This window comes from Epilithonimonas tenax DSM 16811 (assembly GCF_000428485.1).
In the GTDB taxonomy this organism is placed as follows: Bacteria; Bacteroidota; Bacteroidia; order Flavobacteriales; family Weeksellaceae; genus Epilithonimonas; species Epilithonimonas tenax.
The window spans coordinates 14,765-29,958 of the sequence record NZ_AUAA01000006.1 but is presented as its reverse complement, the minus strand read 5'-3'; the positions used below and the strand labels follow the sequence as shown (position 1 = coordinate 29,958).

General features: G+C 39.1%; 13 protein-coding genes. 5 read left to right on the top strand and 8 right to left on the bottom strand.

Annotated features, from left to right (window positions below; genetic code table 11):
• Positions 1-81: 81 nt before the first annotated feature.
• The 3 genes from F564_RS0104235 (at position 82) to F564_RS0104225 (ending at position 3,955) form a co-directional block, all read left to right on the top strand.
• Positions 82-414 (top strand): single-stranded DNA-binding protein, encoded by a 333-nt coding sequence (locus F564_RS0104235; protein ID WP_028121520.1) that lies wholly within the window; start codon positions 82-84, stop codon positions 412-414.
• A 277-nt stretch (positions 415-691) separates the two neighbouring features.
• Positions 692-3,238 carry a phosphoenolpyruvate carboxylase gene (locus F564_RS0104230; protein WP_028121519.1) on the top strand — a complete coding sequence of 849 codons (2,547 nt, stop codon included), beginning with the start codon at positions 692-694 and terminating at the stop codon, positions 3,236-3,238.
• 471 nt (positions 3,239-3,709) lie between these two features.
• Positions 3,710-3,955, top strand: a complete 246-nt coding sequence (locus F564_RS0104225; RefSeq protein WP_262493669.1) for an SWEET family sugar transporter — start codon at positions 3,710-3,712, stop codon at positions 3,953-3,955.
• Positions 3,956-4,000: 45 nt separating this feature from the next.
• On the opposite strand, the gene F564_RS0104220 is transcribed toward F564_RS0104225, so the two are convergent.
• The 4 genes from F564_RS0104220 to F564_RS0104200 form a co-directional block, all read right to left on the bottom strand.
• Complete coding sequence (locus tag F564_RS0104220; RefSeq protein ID WP_028121517.1) at positions 4,001-4,360, bottom strand: hypothetical protein; 360 nt, start codon at positions 4,358-4,360, stop codon at positions 4,001-4,003.
• A 244-nt stretch (positions 4,361-4,604) separates the two neighbouring features.
• Entirely contained in the window at positions 4,605-5,660 is a 1,056-nt protein-coding gene (locus F564_RS0104215) for a serine hydrolase domain-containing protein (RefSeq protein WP_028121516.1), read from the bottom strand.
• 140 nt (positions 5,661-5,800) lie between these two features.
• Complete coding sequence (locus F564_RS0104205) at positions 5,801-6,934, bottom strand: helix-turn-helix domain-containing protein (RefSeq protein WP_028121515.1); 1,134 nt, start codon at positions 6,932-6,934, stop codon at positions 5,801-5,803.
• Between the two features lie 500 nt (positions 6,935-7,434).
• On the bottom strand, positions 7,435-9,045 hold the full coding sequence (locus F564_RS0104200; protein ID WP_028121514.1) for a S8/S53 family peptidase: 1,611 nt from the start codon (positions 9,043-9,045) through the stop codon (positions 7,435-7,437).
• 142 nt (positions 9,046-9,187) lie between these two features.
• Between F564_RS0104200 and F564_RS0104195 the strand changes: the two genes are divergently transcribed.
• Both F564_RS0104195 and galE read left to right on the top strand, forming a co-directional pair.
• Positions 9,188-10,315 carry a DegT/DnrJ/EryC1/StrS family aminotransferase gene (locus F564_RS0104195; protein ID WP_028121513.1) on the top strand — a complete coding sequence of 376 codons (1,128 nt, stop codon included), beginning with the start codon at positions 9,188-9,190 and terminating at the stop codon, positions 10,313-10,315.
• A gap of 19 nt (positions 10,316-10,334) precedes the next feature.
• A complete protein-coding gene (gene galE / locus F564_RS0104190; RefSeq protein ID WP_028121512.1) occupies positions 10,335-11,354 on the top strand; it encodes a UDP-glucose 4-epimerase GalE in 1,020 nt (339 codons plus the stop codon).
• A gap of 35 nt (positions 11,355-11,389) precedes the next feature.
• On the opposite strand, the gene F564_RS0104185 is transcribed toward galE, so the two are convergent.
• The 4 genes from F564_RS0104185 to F564_RS0104165 all read right to left on the bottom strand — a co-directional run bounded on the left by F564_RS0104185 (position 11,390) and on the right by F564_RS0104165 (position 15,142).
• A complete protein-coding gene (locus F564_RS0104185; protein ID WP_028121511.1) occupies positions 11,390-12,043 on the bottom strand; it encodes an NAD(P)H-binding protein in 654 nt (217 codons plus the stop codon).
• A 42-nt stretch (positions 12,044-12,085) separates the two neighbouring features.
• Positions 12,086-12,595, bottom strand: a complete 510-nt coding sequence (gene idi / locus F564_RS0104180; protein ID WP_028121510.1) for an isopentenyl-diphosphate Delta-isomerase — start codon at positions 12,593-12,595, stop codon at positions 12,086-12,088.
• A gap of 510 nt (positions 12,596-13,105) precedes the next feature.
• The gene (gene rsmA / locus F564_RS0104170) at positions 13,106-13,879 is read right to left on the bottom strand and encodes a 16S rRNA (adenine(1518)-N(6)/adenine(1519)-N(6))-dimethyltransferase RsmA (protein WP_028121509.1); all 774 of its coding nucleotides are present in this window, start codon (positions 13,877-13,879) and stop codon (positions 13,106-13,108) included.
• 138 nt (positions 13,880-14,017) lie between these two features.
• Positions 14,018-15,142 carry a lactonase family protein gene (locus F564_RS0104165; protein ID WP_028121508.1) on the bottom strand — a complete coding sequence of 375 codons (1,125 nt, stop codon included), beginning with the start codon at positions 15,140-15,142 and terminating at the stop codon, positions 14,018-14,020.
• Between the last annotated feature and the right edge of the window lie 52 nt (positions 15,143-15,194).

The window sequence follows — 15,194 nt, the reverse complement described above, 5'->3', positions numbered from 1 at the left end:
ATGAAAATTTGCAGTAAGAAAATCAGGAAACACGATAACAAGTTCTGGTTTTAAAAGTTTAATCAAAAAAAATATATTATTATGTCGTTAAGAAACAAAGTGACATTAATTGGTCACACAGGAAAAGAAGTAGAAATTTTCAACTTCGAAAACGGAACCAAAAGAGCAACACTGACGCTCGCAACCAATGACTATTATACAAATGCCAATGGCGAGAAGGTGGAAGAGACCCAATGGCACCATCTGGTTGCCTATGGAAAAACAGTTGATATTCTGGAAAAGTATGTTCCGAAAGGAAAAGAAATTGCTGTGGAGGGAAAGATTACTTACAGATCCTACGATGACAAAGACGGAAGCAAACGCTTTATGACCGAAATCAGAATAGAAGAGGTGGTTCTTTTAGGAGCCAAATAATCAATTAATCATTTCCACGGCTCTAAGGGGCATGATTTTGACGAAATTTCCAAGACATTTTTCCGCTCTTTAGGGTTGGGGAATAGAAAAATGTCTTGAAAATTTTTTTTTTAAACCCTGTTTTTAAACACACTCCTAACATCATATTTGCAATAAAATAAAAGTTCCCAAGCTCTACAGTTGAAATGCATGAAGAAAAATGATTTTTATACAGATATTAAGATAAAAATAACATTTGCGACCATCGATTTCATATTTTATATTTTATTTTTGTTAAATGCTAAACGATCAGAAAATTGAAAAATTCCGGCAGATTGTAGAAAATAAATTTCAAATCTACAACTCACTCTTTATGAGTCTGCCTTACGATAAAATGACGAACATCGGGATGTTGCTCCCTTTCCTTGCCGAAGAAAGCAGGGAAGGTTACCAGCAAGGGAAATCTCCGGAAGAAATAGTGGAAGAGTTTTTCCAGAAACACACAGAGCTGGAAACGGAAGACCAGAAACTGGAACTCCTTTTCAAGATCATCCAGTATATAGAAAGACAAGTGGTCCTGTTTGACAGTATCGAAGACGCCGCTTTCCAGCAATTGCACTCAGAAACGGACTCTGGAACGGTGATGAATATGTATGACCGTGCCACCCAGGATCATCACCTGACTGCCATCAGAAAGAAGATGGACGACTTTGCCATCAAGATCGTATTTACTGCGCACCCAACGCAGTTTTATCCTAATGCAGTCCAAAGAATAATCCACGATTTACGGGATGCAATCATCAATGATTCTGTAACACAGATTGATACGCTGCTACAGCAGTTGGGGAAAACACCATTCGTCAACAAGGAAAGACCAACGCCATTGGATGAAGCGATGAGCATCATCTATTACTTGAGATATGTGTATTACCAAAGTATCGGGGAACTGTACAGAAAGATAAAACAGGTTTACGGAACTTCCAACTTCACACCCAGTCCGGATATCATCCAATTGGGATTTTGGCCAGGTGGTGACAGAGACGGTAATCCTTTCGTCACAGCAGATATTACAATGAAAGTGGCGGAAGAGCTGCGAATCTCCATCCTGAAAGATTATTACGGACATCTCAAGACTGTAAGAAGAAGACTCAGCTTCCGTGGGGTTTCTGACATACTGCAAGCGGTGAGTCAAAGAATATACGACTCTATTTTCCAGGAACAGGTGAGGATCTCTGCACAGGAAATCATTACGGAACTGGATCAGGCGGAAAAGATTCTGGTAGAAGAGCACAACGGATTGTTCCTTCATATTCTGGATGATTTCAGAGATAGGGTCAAGATCTTCGGGACCCATTTTGCCACGCTTGATATCCGCCAGGACAGTAGGATTCATCAAAATGTGATGGATGTTATTTTTAAGGAAATCATTGATGGGGATGTAGATTCCAGAACGGATGATGAGAAAATTGAGCTTCTGATAGCATCCGGCATTGTTCTGAATCCAGAAGATTTCGAAGATGAGATGACTTGCGAAACGCTGAAAAGTGTTTATAATATCAAAACCATTCAAAAAAATAATGGCGAACGTGGGATGCACCGCTACATCATCTCTAATTCTGATGAAGTAAAAGATGTCATGAACGTCTATGCTATGATGAAGCTTTGTGGCTATGCTGATGAAGATATTCATATTGATATCGTTCCGTTATTCGAAACGATGGAAGGTTTGGAAAGATCGGAAAATGTGATGAAGGTTCTTTACAACCATCCGCTTTACAAGAAGCATCTTGCAAGAAGAAATAACAAACAGATCATCATGCTGGGTTTCTCAGACGGAACCAAAGATGGTGGATACCTGAAGGCCAACTGGCAGATCTATACTTCCAAAGAGAAACTGACCAAGATCTCTGAGGACAACGGGATGAAGGTTGTATTCTTTGACGGTAGAGGAGGACCGCCAGCAAGAGGTGGAGGGAAAACCCATGATTTCTACGCGTCGCAAGGGAAAACCATTGCCAACAACCAAATCGAACTTACGATACAAGGGCAAACGATTACCAGTGTATTTGGTAACAAGGATCAGGCGAAGTTCAACTTCGAACAGCTATTGACTGCGGGGATCGAGAATGATGTTTTCAATACAGAAAAGAAAGACCTGAATGATAAAGAACGGACATTGATCGCAGAATTGGCAGATATCAGTTACCAGAAATATTCTGACCTCAAGGCGCACCCTATGTTTGTGCCTTATCTGCAGGAGATGAGTACACTAGAGTATTACGGCAAAACGAATATCGGAAGCCGACCTAGCAAAAGGGGTGCAGGATCTGAACTTAAATTTGAGGATCTGAGAGCAATTCCATTCGTTGGATCTTGGGCACAACTAAAACAGAATGTACCTGGATTCTTCGGCTTTGGCTTTGCGCTGAAAACCCTGATGGATGAGGGCCGATTTGAGGAAGTCAAAGATCTTTATAAAGGCTCGGATTTTTTCAAGACTCTGGTGCTGAACTCTATGATGAGTATGAACAAGACCTACTTCCCATTGACTTATTATATGCGGAATAATCCAAAATTTGGAGAGTTTTGGAATATCCTGTTCGCTGAGTTCTCTCTTTCCAAGGAGATGATGCTGCAACTAACAGACTATAAGATCCTGATGCAGGATGAACCTCTGAATAGAAAGTCTATCAAGATCCGTGAGAAGATCGTGCTGCCGCTACTCAGTATCCAGCAATATGCCCTGATCAAGATCCAGAAAGGAGAAGGAAACAGAGAGAGTTATGAGAAACTCGTGATGCGATCTTTGTTCGGTAATATTAATGCGAGTAGAAATTCAGCTTAAGGTAGACTGGAAGATAATAGACGGATAGATGACAGACTATCATTCTATCGTATTTTTTTGTGCTTTTTTAAATCTATTCATATGATAAGTCATAAATTGTGTTACTGGTTAAGAGTATTGTGCAAGTGTTTGGATCGTTACATTTGTTCAAGAGGGAGCACCAGCGGAACGCTCGCGATGTCGGTTAAAAGTATGATGATCCGATAAAAATGATTTTAATAAAACAAAATGACTAGTTAGTATCCTCATTATTTTACGGAAATCCGTCATCGGAAAAATAACTATTGGGGAAAGATGTCAAAATCTAATGATTTCCTGTATAGGCCTTCGCGATATCATGCCGGCCCGCTAGGCGATCTAGCAAGGGGATTTGCCGAAAGTGCTTCCATATTGTCATTGTTGGCGGGCTGGTATGATAATTTCAGGTTTTGAGCCCAACTGTAAAAATAGAAGATAATGAACGACAAGTTTATGCAAGTATTGGGATGGGTAGCCACGGTAACAGCGATAGCGATGTACTTCTCCTACATCCCGCAAATCTCCCGTAACCTGGAAGGCGACAAAGGCGACTGGCTACAGCCTCTGGTGGCGGCAGTCAACTGCAGCCTATGGGTGACTTACGGTTTTATGAAAAAGCCGAAGAGAGATTGGCCAATCGTGGTCGCTAATTCTCCCGGAATTTTTTTTGGTCTATTTGCGTTTGCTACTGCTGTCTGAAACATAAAAAAAATCTCCGCTGCCGGAGATTTTTGTTTTTAGTTATTAATTGAGTTCATAATTCATTACAGCCAGGCTTAAAATGAAATGAACATAATCCTGTTCAGCTTCTTTTCTGTTGATCAGCTTCTTTCTGTAATGGTACGAGGAAAATATATTTTTTAATTTTTGGTATTTAAAAAAGTCATCTCCTCTGAAGTACAAATTAATATTCCCATCTTTCTTTTTGATAAGCTGGTCGTCCAAAGTCCTCACTTTGAACAACACTTCACATAATTTTTGATTTTTACCGACTTTTACGGTATATCTCTCAACAATGTTTATTTTAAAGCTGTTCAAGAAAATGGTGTTGAAAACGATGTTAGAGCCTGCATCCTGTACGTTTAGCTCAAGCGAATAGTTCATGTGTAAATTTGTTTTGCAAAGCTATAAAAAACGAAACGCTAAAAAAAGTGTAAATCGACAAATTATTGCTGTAATTCAAATTATTTACAACCTATTGCATAATAATTTAATATAAATGTTAAAATCACATTATACTTTGTTGTTTTTTTTGAAAATAATAATGAATGTGGTCTTTTGGTTTCAAAGGGAAAATATGGGCTCTCTATCATTGTTTTTGGTTTTTCAAATTGATATGGCGAAGATCTTATTTCAAGACTTTGTCATAAATCGTATTCAGAAGATTCTGTCTCATTTTAGAATCTCTCTTGTTTAATAGAATGATGATTCCCCAATTTTTTGATCTGTTGTAGCAAATAATGGAAGACTGTCCCAAAGAATCTCCGGACTTGAGATAGATGGTGTCGCCTTCTTCCGTACTGATGTTAAGCGCCAATCCCATTTCCCGCTTTTCGTCTTTGAAGTAGATCTTTTCCATCAGTACTGCTGCTTCGGATATTGGGTTTCCTTTGCTTAAAAGGACTTTCATATATTGGGTCATATCAAGCGTGTTTGATTTTACCAAACCTGCAGGTGCGGTCACATTCCAAAGGAAAAATTCCTGAGTACCACCTTCGGAATTGTAGCCTGTTGTGATATTTTTGACATTGAAATCTTTGGTTAAAGTTCTGGACATTTTTGCAGGCTTCAGGATTTTTTTCCTGATGATCTCATCATAACTCTTACCATATATTTTTTCTAAAATCTGTCCCAGAAGCGTGTAATTGATGTTGGAATATTTAAATTTTCCATATTCGGAAAGATTTGTGCAGCTGTTGATCATTGCTTGCACTGATTGTTCTGTCATTCCAATCATAGGCTGTTGCGGGTTGAGCTCCATCAGTTTCAAAAAATCAAAATCTGGTAAGCCGGATTGGTGGGAAGCCAGATCTGAGATTCTGATCCTGTTCTGTAGGTTTTTCTGTAAAATATATCGTTGCGGAAGATAACTGTCTATAAAATCATTCACGTTCAGTTTCTTTTCATTGGCCGCCTGTGCGATCATATTTGCAGTCAGGATCTTTGTAATAGAAGCGATTTCGAAGATCGAATTTTTATCGATATCCTTTTTACTTTCCTTACTCAATTTACCATAAGAGGTGAAAAATTCCTGATTGTTGTGGATGAAACCCACGCTAATGCCCACATCTGGATTTTTCTCGTAATTGGCTTTAATAATAGAATCAATCTTTTGAGAATAGTTCTGTCCCAAAGAGAAGTTGCTGATGAATAGCAGCGCTGCTAAAAAGTGAATTGTTTTCATTGTATCGTTGTTGGATGGTTAATCAATATGTCGATACAAAGATGTGGAAGTGGAAAGTCCTGTGCGACCGAATCAATGCTCTCGATCGCATTGAAACAAAGAAAAAAGGTATGAATCGTTGATTACAAGCGTACGAGTAATTACAACGTCTTGTTTTGTAGTGTTTTGCGAAATTCGGTAGGCGTAGTTCCGGTGTGTTTTTTAAACGCAGTATTGAAGGAAGATTTTGAATTGAAACCAACTTCGTACAGGATTTCCAGAATGGTTACTTTCGACTTTGCGGGATCTTTGAGAATGGTCATCGCATTTTCGATCCGATAGGTATTGACAAAATCGTAAAAATGTTGTCTCAACTGATGGTTAATTAAAACCGATAACTCCCGGACCGGAACATTCATTTTCTTGGAAATATCCTGAATTGTCAAAGCTGGATCGAGAAATGGTTTTTCATCAATCATATATTTTTTCAGCTTTACCAGATCTTCATTCAGGATCTCTGGCTCAATTTTTTGTGCGTCAGAAATAATGTCCGAAACAAGTTTTAATCTGGAATCTATATTTCTGAAAAGTCCGGGATCATGAAGTGCTTTGTACAAATACCAACAAATGATGAAGGGCTGCAAGACGAGAATCCCAATTTTGATCCAATCTGAAACGTAGGAATAGTCGGAAAATTTGAACATATTTTTCAGAATCACAATCAGATAAATCACCGCGAGAACACTCGTCAACTGAAAAAGCCAATTGTAGGAATTAAGACTGCCACCCGAATTATTTTCGAGGTAAAGCTTTTTTGCTTTTCTCAACAAGAGAAAAACCGCCGTAAAATAGATTAATATCTGAAAATGAATCAACCCGTGATTGATTTTTAACTCGATCATATTTTGATGATGAGCGATGAACTCCATCTTAGAATCCAAGTCGACCGCATAAAATCGAGGCACAAAAAGAAGGTTTGCCACCACAAAAGGCATCAGATGAAAGAGATACGCGGGCTTCAGTCTAAAATCTGAATAACAAACCGACAAAACGTAGAGGTAAAAAACAGGAATTTGTAGAAAAGCAATCGTAGTCCTCAGTAGACCAAGATTGGACGGGCTATCTGTAAATTGACGGATCAGCGGTTCGCTCATGTCAATCGCATTGATGATGAGGAATAGAGCAAAAAGTTGATTGCTGAGTTGGTGTTGCGTCTTGACTGTCAGCAGAAAAAATGCAAGAAAAAATGAAATGAATAACGAGATGACCGTTACATTGCTTAATAAATTATCCATTCAACCTTTAGCTTGATATTTTTGTTGTGTAAATATAAATGAATTAACTGTTCCTTCCAATTTCATTTTTCATAAAAACCGCCGCTCCAAAGATTTGAAGCGAGGGCTGTATAAATCAGGAAGATTTTCTTATCTCAATATTGCTGGCAGAATAAAGTCTTTCACAATCCTTTCTGCCTGCGCATGTCCGTACCGTTTGTTGTAGGCTTTGGAAGTGATAGCGTTTTCCCTTGGTCTCCATATTTTTCCAGACTGTGAGGCACTTTTTTATTAATAATGACACCTAAAACTACGGTGCCCGCTGTAAAATAAGGTTTTTAATTTTATCAAGGACATTTGATAATTTTCAGCAAAATTAATTCCCCGATGTTAAAGGGCATCATTTTGACGAAATTTTCATGGTGTTTTTATTCGCTTTCGGGTTGGGTAAAGCAAAAATGTCTAGAAAATTGTACGTTTTTATTTTTTTAAATAGGCTCTAATAAATAAAAAATTATCATCTATTCCTTGATGAATTTCTCTACCAAGTCCTGATCGCCAATCTTAATTTTCAGGAGATAATTTCCTTTTGCAAGTGGCGACACGTTGATGGTATTTTGGGTTTCAGTTCTGATGAGTCTTCCCAGCATATCATAGATTGCGATGGATTGTATTGGTTTGTCAGAGGAGATATGGATTGTGCTTTTCGCTGGATTTGGGTAGATGTTGACTTTCATTTTTTTGAGCTCATCTACACCAAGATAAGACTGATACGTTTTGTAGAAATTAAGAATTCCGTAACCCATCTGTGCCGACGGATTGGGATAAAGTGAGGCATTTTGTCTCAATTTTGACTTGATCTCTTCTCTGGAAATCGTTTTGGGCAAGGATTGCAGAAGACACGCAACACCACCAGCGGCCAAAGGATTGGCAAGGGATGTTCCTGATGCCTGTGTGACCTGGCTTCCGAAAACGGTGTACGTATCTGTTCCTCTTGCACTCCCATCCGGTTTCACAACGGCAGCAGAATTGGGTCCGTAAGACGAAAAAGAAGAACTGCTACCTTGTGAAGTGACTGCACCAATGGTGAAAACCTTTGCGTTATCTGCCGGTGTTGCAACATAGTGCCACGTGTTATTACCATCATTTCCCGCCGCAACAGTCAGGAATATTCCTTTTTCAGCAGCTATTTGAGCACCTCTCGCGATGAATGTGGTAGAGCCGTTCATATCATTATAAGTGTAGTCATATCTGCTGTCATCAAAAGTAGTGTAACCCAAAGACGTTGTGATCACATCTACACCTTTTCTGTCTGCTTCCTCAGCAGCTTCTATCCAATAGAGCTGTTCTTCCGGGATCTCATTAGCGCCATCTTCCGAGGCATAGAGGTAGAAATCGGCATCTGGCGCTGTGCCTACAAATTGATTATCCAGATAGCCACCAATGGTTCCAAGACAAATGGATCCGTGCGTATTGAGTGATGTGTTGTAGATGTCTGTATTTTTGCTAATGAAGTTATAGCCACCTTTGATCCGGCCATTATCTCGAAGCCTTTTGTAGGCATTGCCTGTATTGACAGATGGAAATCCGGTATCGATCACAGCAATCGTCATTCCTGCTCCGGTAAAACCTGCCACATGAAGCGCTCGGATATTGACCTGATTGATCTGAGCTAATCCATTTCCGTAGTTGAACGTCGTTAAAATGTCCCGGTTTGCAAACTGTTGATTACATACTTTGAATTTGTCAATTTTTTCTGTTCGCTTTTTACCATTTGGATTTCTCACAAAACTTTCTACGTGATCCACATAGCTCTGTTGAGACAATATTTGGATCTCCGCAGCTGTTGCATTGACGGCAACACCGTTCAGCCATTTGGAATAATCGGTGACCTCGAATCCAAGATTTTGGACATTGGTAATATAACTAGGCTCAATAGGCGCATCCTGATCTACAAGTGCTATTCCAAGGTTGCTTCTCCTATCCAAAGATTTCTGACTAAGCTCTGATAATGGGTTGGAATAGAAAGCTGCTTTGTTCGGTTTATCTTTGAAGAAAACAAAAACTAATTCGGTTTGAGCCGTTGCTATCAAAGAAAAGCTAAGCGACAAAATTGTAAAGATTTTTCTCACGTTTTGGTAATTTGGATTTTTTAAACTGATAAATAAATGTAAATTTACAAAATAATGTTTTTGCATTTGAAATCGCTCTAAAAAATATCTAGACCATTATTGACATACGATTTCAAATGCCTTTAATAATAAATATTTGATTATGAAGAAAATCCAGATGGTTGATTTACAAAGCCAGTACTATAAAATTAAAAGTGAAGTTGACAATGCAGTTCTCAATGTGATGGATTCTGCGGCTTTTATAAACGGTCCGGAAGTCAAATCTTTCCAAACAGATCTGGAAAGCTATTTGGATGTCAAACACGTGATCCCTTGTGCCAATGGGACAGATGCATTGCAAATCGCTTTGATGGCTTTGGATCTTCAGGAAGGTGACGAGGTCATTACTGCAGATTTTACTTTTGCGGCAACCGTAGAGGTGATCCATCTATTAAAATTGAAATCAGTTTTGGTAGATGTAGATTATGATACCTACACCATAGACACAGAAGCGATCAAAAAAGCAATCACCCCGAAAACCAAAGTAATTATTCCGGTTCATATTTTTGGACAGTGTAGTAATATGGAAGAAATTCTGAAAATTGCCAAAGAACACAATTTGTACGTTGTAGAAGATAACGCACAGGCCATTGGCTCTGATTTTATTTTCGCAGACGGAACTGAAAAGAAATCCGGAACAATGGGAACCATAGGAACCACGTCATTTTTTCCTTCCAAAAATTTGGGATGCTACGGGGACGGCGGTGCCATTTTTACCAATGATGATGAATTGGCGCACAGATTGAGAGGCATCGTCAACCACGGAATGTATGAGCGTTATTACCACGATGAAGTGGGCGTCAACTCCAGATTGGACAGCATCCAAGCAGCCATTTTGAGAAAGAAATTACCAAACCTAGATTCCTATAATGAAGCCAGAAGAAAAGCAGCCGATTATTATGATGAAGCGTTTGCAGGAAACGAAAATATCCTGACGCCAAAAAGAGCAGACTATTCCACACACGTTTTTCATCAATATACTTTGAGAATCACAAACGGAAAACGTAATGAATTGCAGCAATATTTGACTGAAAAAGAAATTCCTGCGATGATCTATTATCCTGTCGCACTTAGAAAACAAAAAGCCTATTTTCAGGAAAGTGATCCTGCAGATTTTGTGAATACTGATCAATTATTGGATCAGGTAATTTCCTTGCCAATGCACACAGAATTGGATGAAGAGCAACTGAAGTATATTACAGATTCTGTTTTGGAGTTTTTCACTAAGTAGAAAATACGAACTTAAATAAATGTCAATACTCGTAACAGGAGGCCTAGGCTACATCGGTTCACATACAGTTGTGGAACTCATTCATAATAATTTTGAAGTCATCATTGTGGATGATCTTTCAAACTCAGAAAAATTCATTCTTAATAATATTGAGGAAATTACGGGCAAGCGTCCGATTTTTTATCCATTCGATCTTAGAAGAAAAGAATTATTAGCGCAGGTTTTTGAGGCTCACGATATCACAGGTTGTATCAATTTTGCAGCTTCCAAGGCCGTAGGAGAGAGTATGGTAGAACCTTTGGACTATTATGAGAACAATTTGTTCTCTTTGATCAATGTTCTTCAGGAGCTGAGAAAGAGGAATCTTTCCAATGTCATTTTCAGTTCGTCCTGCACAGTTTATGGTCAGGCGGGTGAAATGCCAATTGACGAGAATGCACCGCTGAAAGAGGCAGAATCTTCTTACGGAAAAACCAAGCAAATGGGTGAGGATATTTTAAAAGATTTCTCAAGAGCTTACCAGAAAAGAGTGTCGTTACTGAGATATTTCAATCCCATTGGTGCGCATCCATCAGCTTTATTGGGAGAGTTACCTTCCGGGATTCCCAATAACTTGGTGCCTTATGTCACTCAAACTGCTGCCGGAATAAGAGAGAAACTGAGTATCTGGGGCGGTGATTATCCAACGGTAGACGGAACAGCTGTACGTGATTATATCTACGTGGTAGATCTTGCAAAAGCACACGTGGCAGCGCTTAAAAAGTTGCTGAATTCCGAGGAAGAAACGGTTCTGGATATTTATAATCTGGGAACAGGAAAAGGCTCATCTGTTTTAGAAGTCGTAAAAGCTTTTGAATTAGCGAATAACGTGGCTGTTCCTTATCAGATCTGCCCAAGAAGAGAAGGTGATATCACTGTTGCTTACGCCAACGCTGACAAAGCTGAAAAAGAACTCGGTTGGAAATCCGAAACCTCCCTGGAAGAATCACTCAGAACCACTTGGGAATGGCAAAAATATCTTAAAGAAAGAGTAAATTAATAGAATCAGAACCAATCAAACCCGATTGGTTTTTTTTATTTGAATTTCTCCGCAAAACTGAAAATACTGTGTAGTTTAACCTCAGAAAAACTTTTGGATTTGATCTTCGAAGCGTTGATCATTGCTTTTGCTAACACGGCTGTCGGCAAAGGCTGCTGGCTTTTAAAAAGACCGAGCTTGTTAACAAATTTGATGGCTTTGAGCCCAAAAATCTCGCTGCTCCTGTCTGAGTTTTTCCTTTCCAGCATTCCTGGTTGGAAGAAGGTTGTTTTTTCGAATTTCAGATTTTTGATTGCCTGCTCCAGTTCGCCTTTCATCCGGGAATAGAAGATTTTAGAATCAGGATTGGCGCCATACGCAGACACCAAAATGAAATCATCCACCTGATTTTCTTTCGCTGCTTTCGCAAAATTATATTGATAATCGTAATCTATTTTCCACTGGTTGTCCTTGCTTCCTGCTGTTTTCAGTGTTGTTCCCAGGCACGCAAACGCCACGTCACCTGTCACCAGATGCTTCCATTCTTCCGGTCGTTCAAAATCGACGATGTGTGCCGTGATCTTATCATTGTGAAAATCAGAACGGCGTCTCACGAAAATATCAATTTGCTCAAATTCAGGATCTTGAGAAAGCTGATCTACAAGATCTTTCCCCGTTGCGCCAGTTGCACCAATTACCAAAGCCTTCATAATTTTGAGATTTGATAATAAAGTTACGCAATATTTTCGGGATTAATTCAGCTGACTGCGATATTCTGCCCAAATGATCTTAAACCAAGCGGTAAAATGCTCAGGATTGGCCGTGATTTCCTTTTGCAGATCAGCGATGGAGACATAGCGGATTTCGGAAACTTCATCCAAATTCAAATCAAATTCTCCTGAGAAATTTCCAACGAAAACATAATCCAACTCGTGTTCCCAAAGGCCATTTCCAACGTCCGCTTTATAGATAAAACGGAATTTCTCCGTCAGCTCACAATCGATTCCCAATTCCTCTTTCGTGCGTCTTATAGCACCTTCCAGATAGGATTCATTCAGGCGTGGATGCGAGCAGCACGCGTTGGTCCATTGGTTGGGCGAGTGGTATTTTTCGCTGGCCCTTTTCTGCAAAAGCATTTCGCCTTGGTCATTGAACAGAAAGACAGAAAATGCACGGTGCAAAAGCCCATTCTCGTGTGCCTGCATTTTGTCCATTTGCCCCAAAACTTCATCGTTTGGATTTACCAATACCACTTTTTCCATACCACAAAAATAAGGATTTTAAAATAAATTTAGGGAGCAAAATGACAACTTCGAAGCGTGTTTTTTATAATTTAATTAGGAGCTGTTTCCCGCTTTCCACTATATCTTTTTCTTTTCCGTTGGCTTCGGCTACGCTCAGCCAACGGAAAAGAAAAAGGATGCCGTTGCAATCGGGGCTATGGGACTTGTAAATCAATTGAAATTTTGTCTGAAACATCCGATTTGTCATTCTGTACGAGTCGAAACTTAATGGTCGAGATTCCGAGGGAATGACAAACTTTATTTAAAATGTTAATCTACTCAATTATAGGTGCTTGTCCGTAATCTGTCATCCAGAGGATAAACTTTATATTTCTTGGTTTTGTTCACGCCTTTGCTTATCTCAAAACGTTTGTCAGTAAAATTATTTGGTTTGACCTTGCGTTAATTTGAACAAGATGAGAAGTAGCGGATAGTCTTAAAATTTAGAAATAATCTGGTGAATCAATTAAACTGAAGAGATTTAAAAACCTACAAACTATTCTTCCATTCCTTCGTAAAATCAATAAAATCTGCCACAGACAATTCCTCCGCACGGATATCAAGGAAACGATGCGCACTCATAGCTTCAGGAATACCAAGAACTTTCAAAGAATTGCTCATTTTTTTGCGTCTTTGTCCAAATCCAGCTTTTACGATTTGCTTGAAGAGCAATTCATTTCCTTCCAATCCAGGTTTCAGATTTCGGGTCATTCGGATGACGCCTGATTTCACTTTCGGTGGCGGATTGAACACATTTTCGTGAACCGTGAAAAGATATTCCACATCATAATAAGCCTGAACCAAAACCGACAAGATGCCATATTCCTTCGTTCGTGGAACGCCGGAGGTCCTTTCGGCCACTTCCTTCTGGAACATTCCGCTCATTTCCGGAACATATTGAAAATTATCAATGATTTTAAATAAAATCTGAGATGAGATATTGTAAGGGAAATTGCCAATCACAGCCAGTTGCTCTTCAGCAAAAACCGTAGGAATATCAGTCTTGAGAAAATCACCTGTGAAGTGTTGTTCTTCTAATTTTGGATAGTGTTTTTTGAGATAATCGATGGATTCGTGATCAATCTCTGCAACGTAGGTTTCAACGTTTTTTTCCAGAAGGAATTTTGTAAGAACGCCCATTCCTGGACCTACTTCCAAAACTTTTTTGTAGCCTTCCAACGAAAGCGAATCTACAATGTCACGTGCGATATTCTGGTCTGTAAGAAAATGCTGACCGAGGTGTTTTTTTGCTCTAACGTCCATTTTGCAAAGATAGAATTATATTTAACGCAAAGGCGCAAGATTAGTTCATAACGGCGAAAAAAGAAGTCGCAAAATTTTCCTTTGCGACTTTTATATTTTATCAAAGCCAATTGCAAAAAGCCAATCGCCAAAAGCTCATTAATACATCTTCGTTTTCACACAAGTTACATTTTTAAGGTGAACTGGTTTTCCAACTTTTTTTAACATTCCTGTTTGCGCATTCCTTTTGAAGACGGTTACATTTTCAGAATTGACATTCGTCACAATAATGAATTTCCCAGTTTCGTCTATCGCGAAAGTTCTTGGATGTTTTCCTTTGACGGATTGGTAACCTTTAGATTCCAAAGTTCCATCTGCATTGATTTTGAAAATGGCAATATTGTTTTCTTTCCCTCTGTTACTAGCATACAGGAATTTTCCGTCCGGCGAAATATGAACATCGGAACTTTCAAAACCTTCCTTGATTCGCTCCGGATGCGTTGCGATTCTCTGGATTTGCTTCAACAGATTTTCAGAAAAATTATAGACAGAAACCATTCCCGCTAACTCCTCAATGCAGTAAGCTAACTTTCCATCGGCGCTGAAAGTGATATGTCTTGGCCCGCTTCCTGGTTTTGTACGGACTGGGTTTTTAGTTTCTATTAATGGTTGATTCAGATTTTCATCAAAAGCATATTGTCTGATGATATCTGCACCCAAATCTGCGGAAAGCAAGGATTTGAAATCCGGCGAGAAAACCACAGAATGTGTGTGCGCTTTCTCCTGTCTTTTTGGGTTTATGCCACTGCCTTCGGTGAATTCAAAATGCTGAACCATTGGATTTATTTTTCCATCTTCTGAGATGGGGAAAACAGAAATAGTTGGAATATTGTATGTTGCATTGATGAGCCATTTTCCACTTTTATCTACGCTCACATACACCGGATTTTCGCCACCGGTTTTTTGCTGATTCAGAAAAGTCAAAGATTTTTTACCGATATCAAAAGCGAAAGCACTTACACTGCCATCATTGGGCGTTTTGGCGTCAGACGATGCGTACACGTATTTTCCGTCATCGGAAATTGTGATGTAACCGGGATTGATCACCTCTCTGGAGGATGCAAATTGGGTAAGTTTTCCTGTTTCTGTATTCAGTTCATAAACATAAACAGCCTCGGAGCCTTTTTCCCAATTGTAAGAACCGAAAAATACAAATTCTCTTTGCGAATACAGCGTTGTAGCAACTAATAAACTGAGGAACAGCGTAATTTTCTGAATGCGCATTGAAAAGGATTTTAGATCACTTGACACGTATTATCTCTTTTAGTAGCTGATT

Coding starts and splice junctions, on each gene's coding strand:
- galE (WP_028121512.1), top strand. CDS start 10,335: ATGTCAATACTCGTAACAGGAGGCCTAGGCTACATCGGTTCACATACA.
- F564_RS0104165 (WP_028121508.1), bottom strand. CDS start 15,142: ATGCGCATTCAGAAAATTACGCTGTTCCTCAGTTTATTAGTTGCTACA.
- F564_RS0104230 (WP_028121519.1), top strand. CDS start 692: ATGCTAAACGATCAGAAAATTGAAAAATTCCGGCAGATTGTAGAAAAT.
- idi (WP_028121510.1), bottom strand. CDS start 12,595: ATGGAAAAAGTGGTATTGGTAAATCCAAACGATGAAGTTTTGGGGCAA.
- F564_RS0104235 (WP_028121520.1), top strand. CDS start 82: ATGTCGTTAAGAAACAAAGTGACATTAATTGGTCACACAGGAAAAGAA.
- F564_RS0104220 (WP_028121517.1), bottom strand. CDS start 4,360: ATGAACTATTCGCTTGAGCTAAACGTACAGGATGCAGGCTCTAACATC.
- F564_RS0104185 (WP_028121511.1), bottom strand. CDS start 12,043: ATGAAGGCTTTGGTAATTGGTGCAACTGGCGCAACGGGGAAAGATCTT.
- rsmA (WP_028121509.1), bottom strand. CDS start 13,879: ATGGACGTTAGAGCAAAAAAACACCTCGGTCAGCATTTTCTTACAGAC.
- F564_RS0104225 (WP_262493669.1), top strand. CDS start 3,710: ATGCAAGTATTGGGATGGGTAGCCACGGTAACAGCGATAGCGATGTAC.
- F564_RS0104195 (WP_028121513.1), top strand. CDS start 9,188: ATGAAGAAAATCCAGATGGTTGATTTACAAAGCCAGTACTATAAAATT.
- F564_RS0104215 (WP_028121516.1), bottom strand. CDS start 5,660: ATGAAAACAATTCACTTTTTAGCAGCGCTGCTATTCATCAGCAACTTC.
- F564_RS0104205 (WP_028121515.1), bottom strand. CDS start 6,934: ATGGATAATTTATTAAGCAATGTAACGGTCATCTCGTTATTCATTTCA.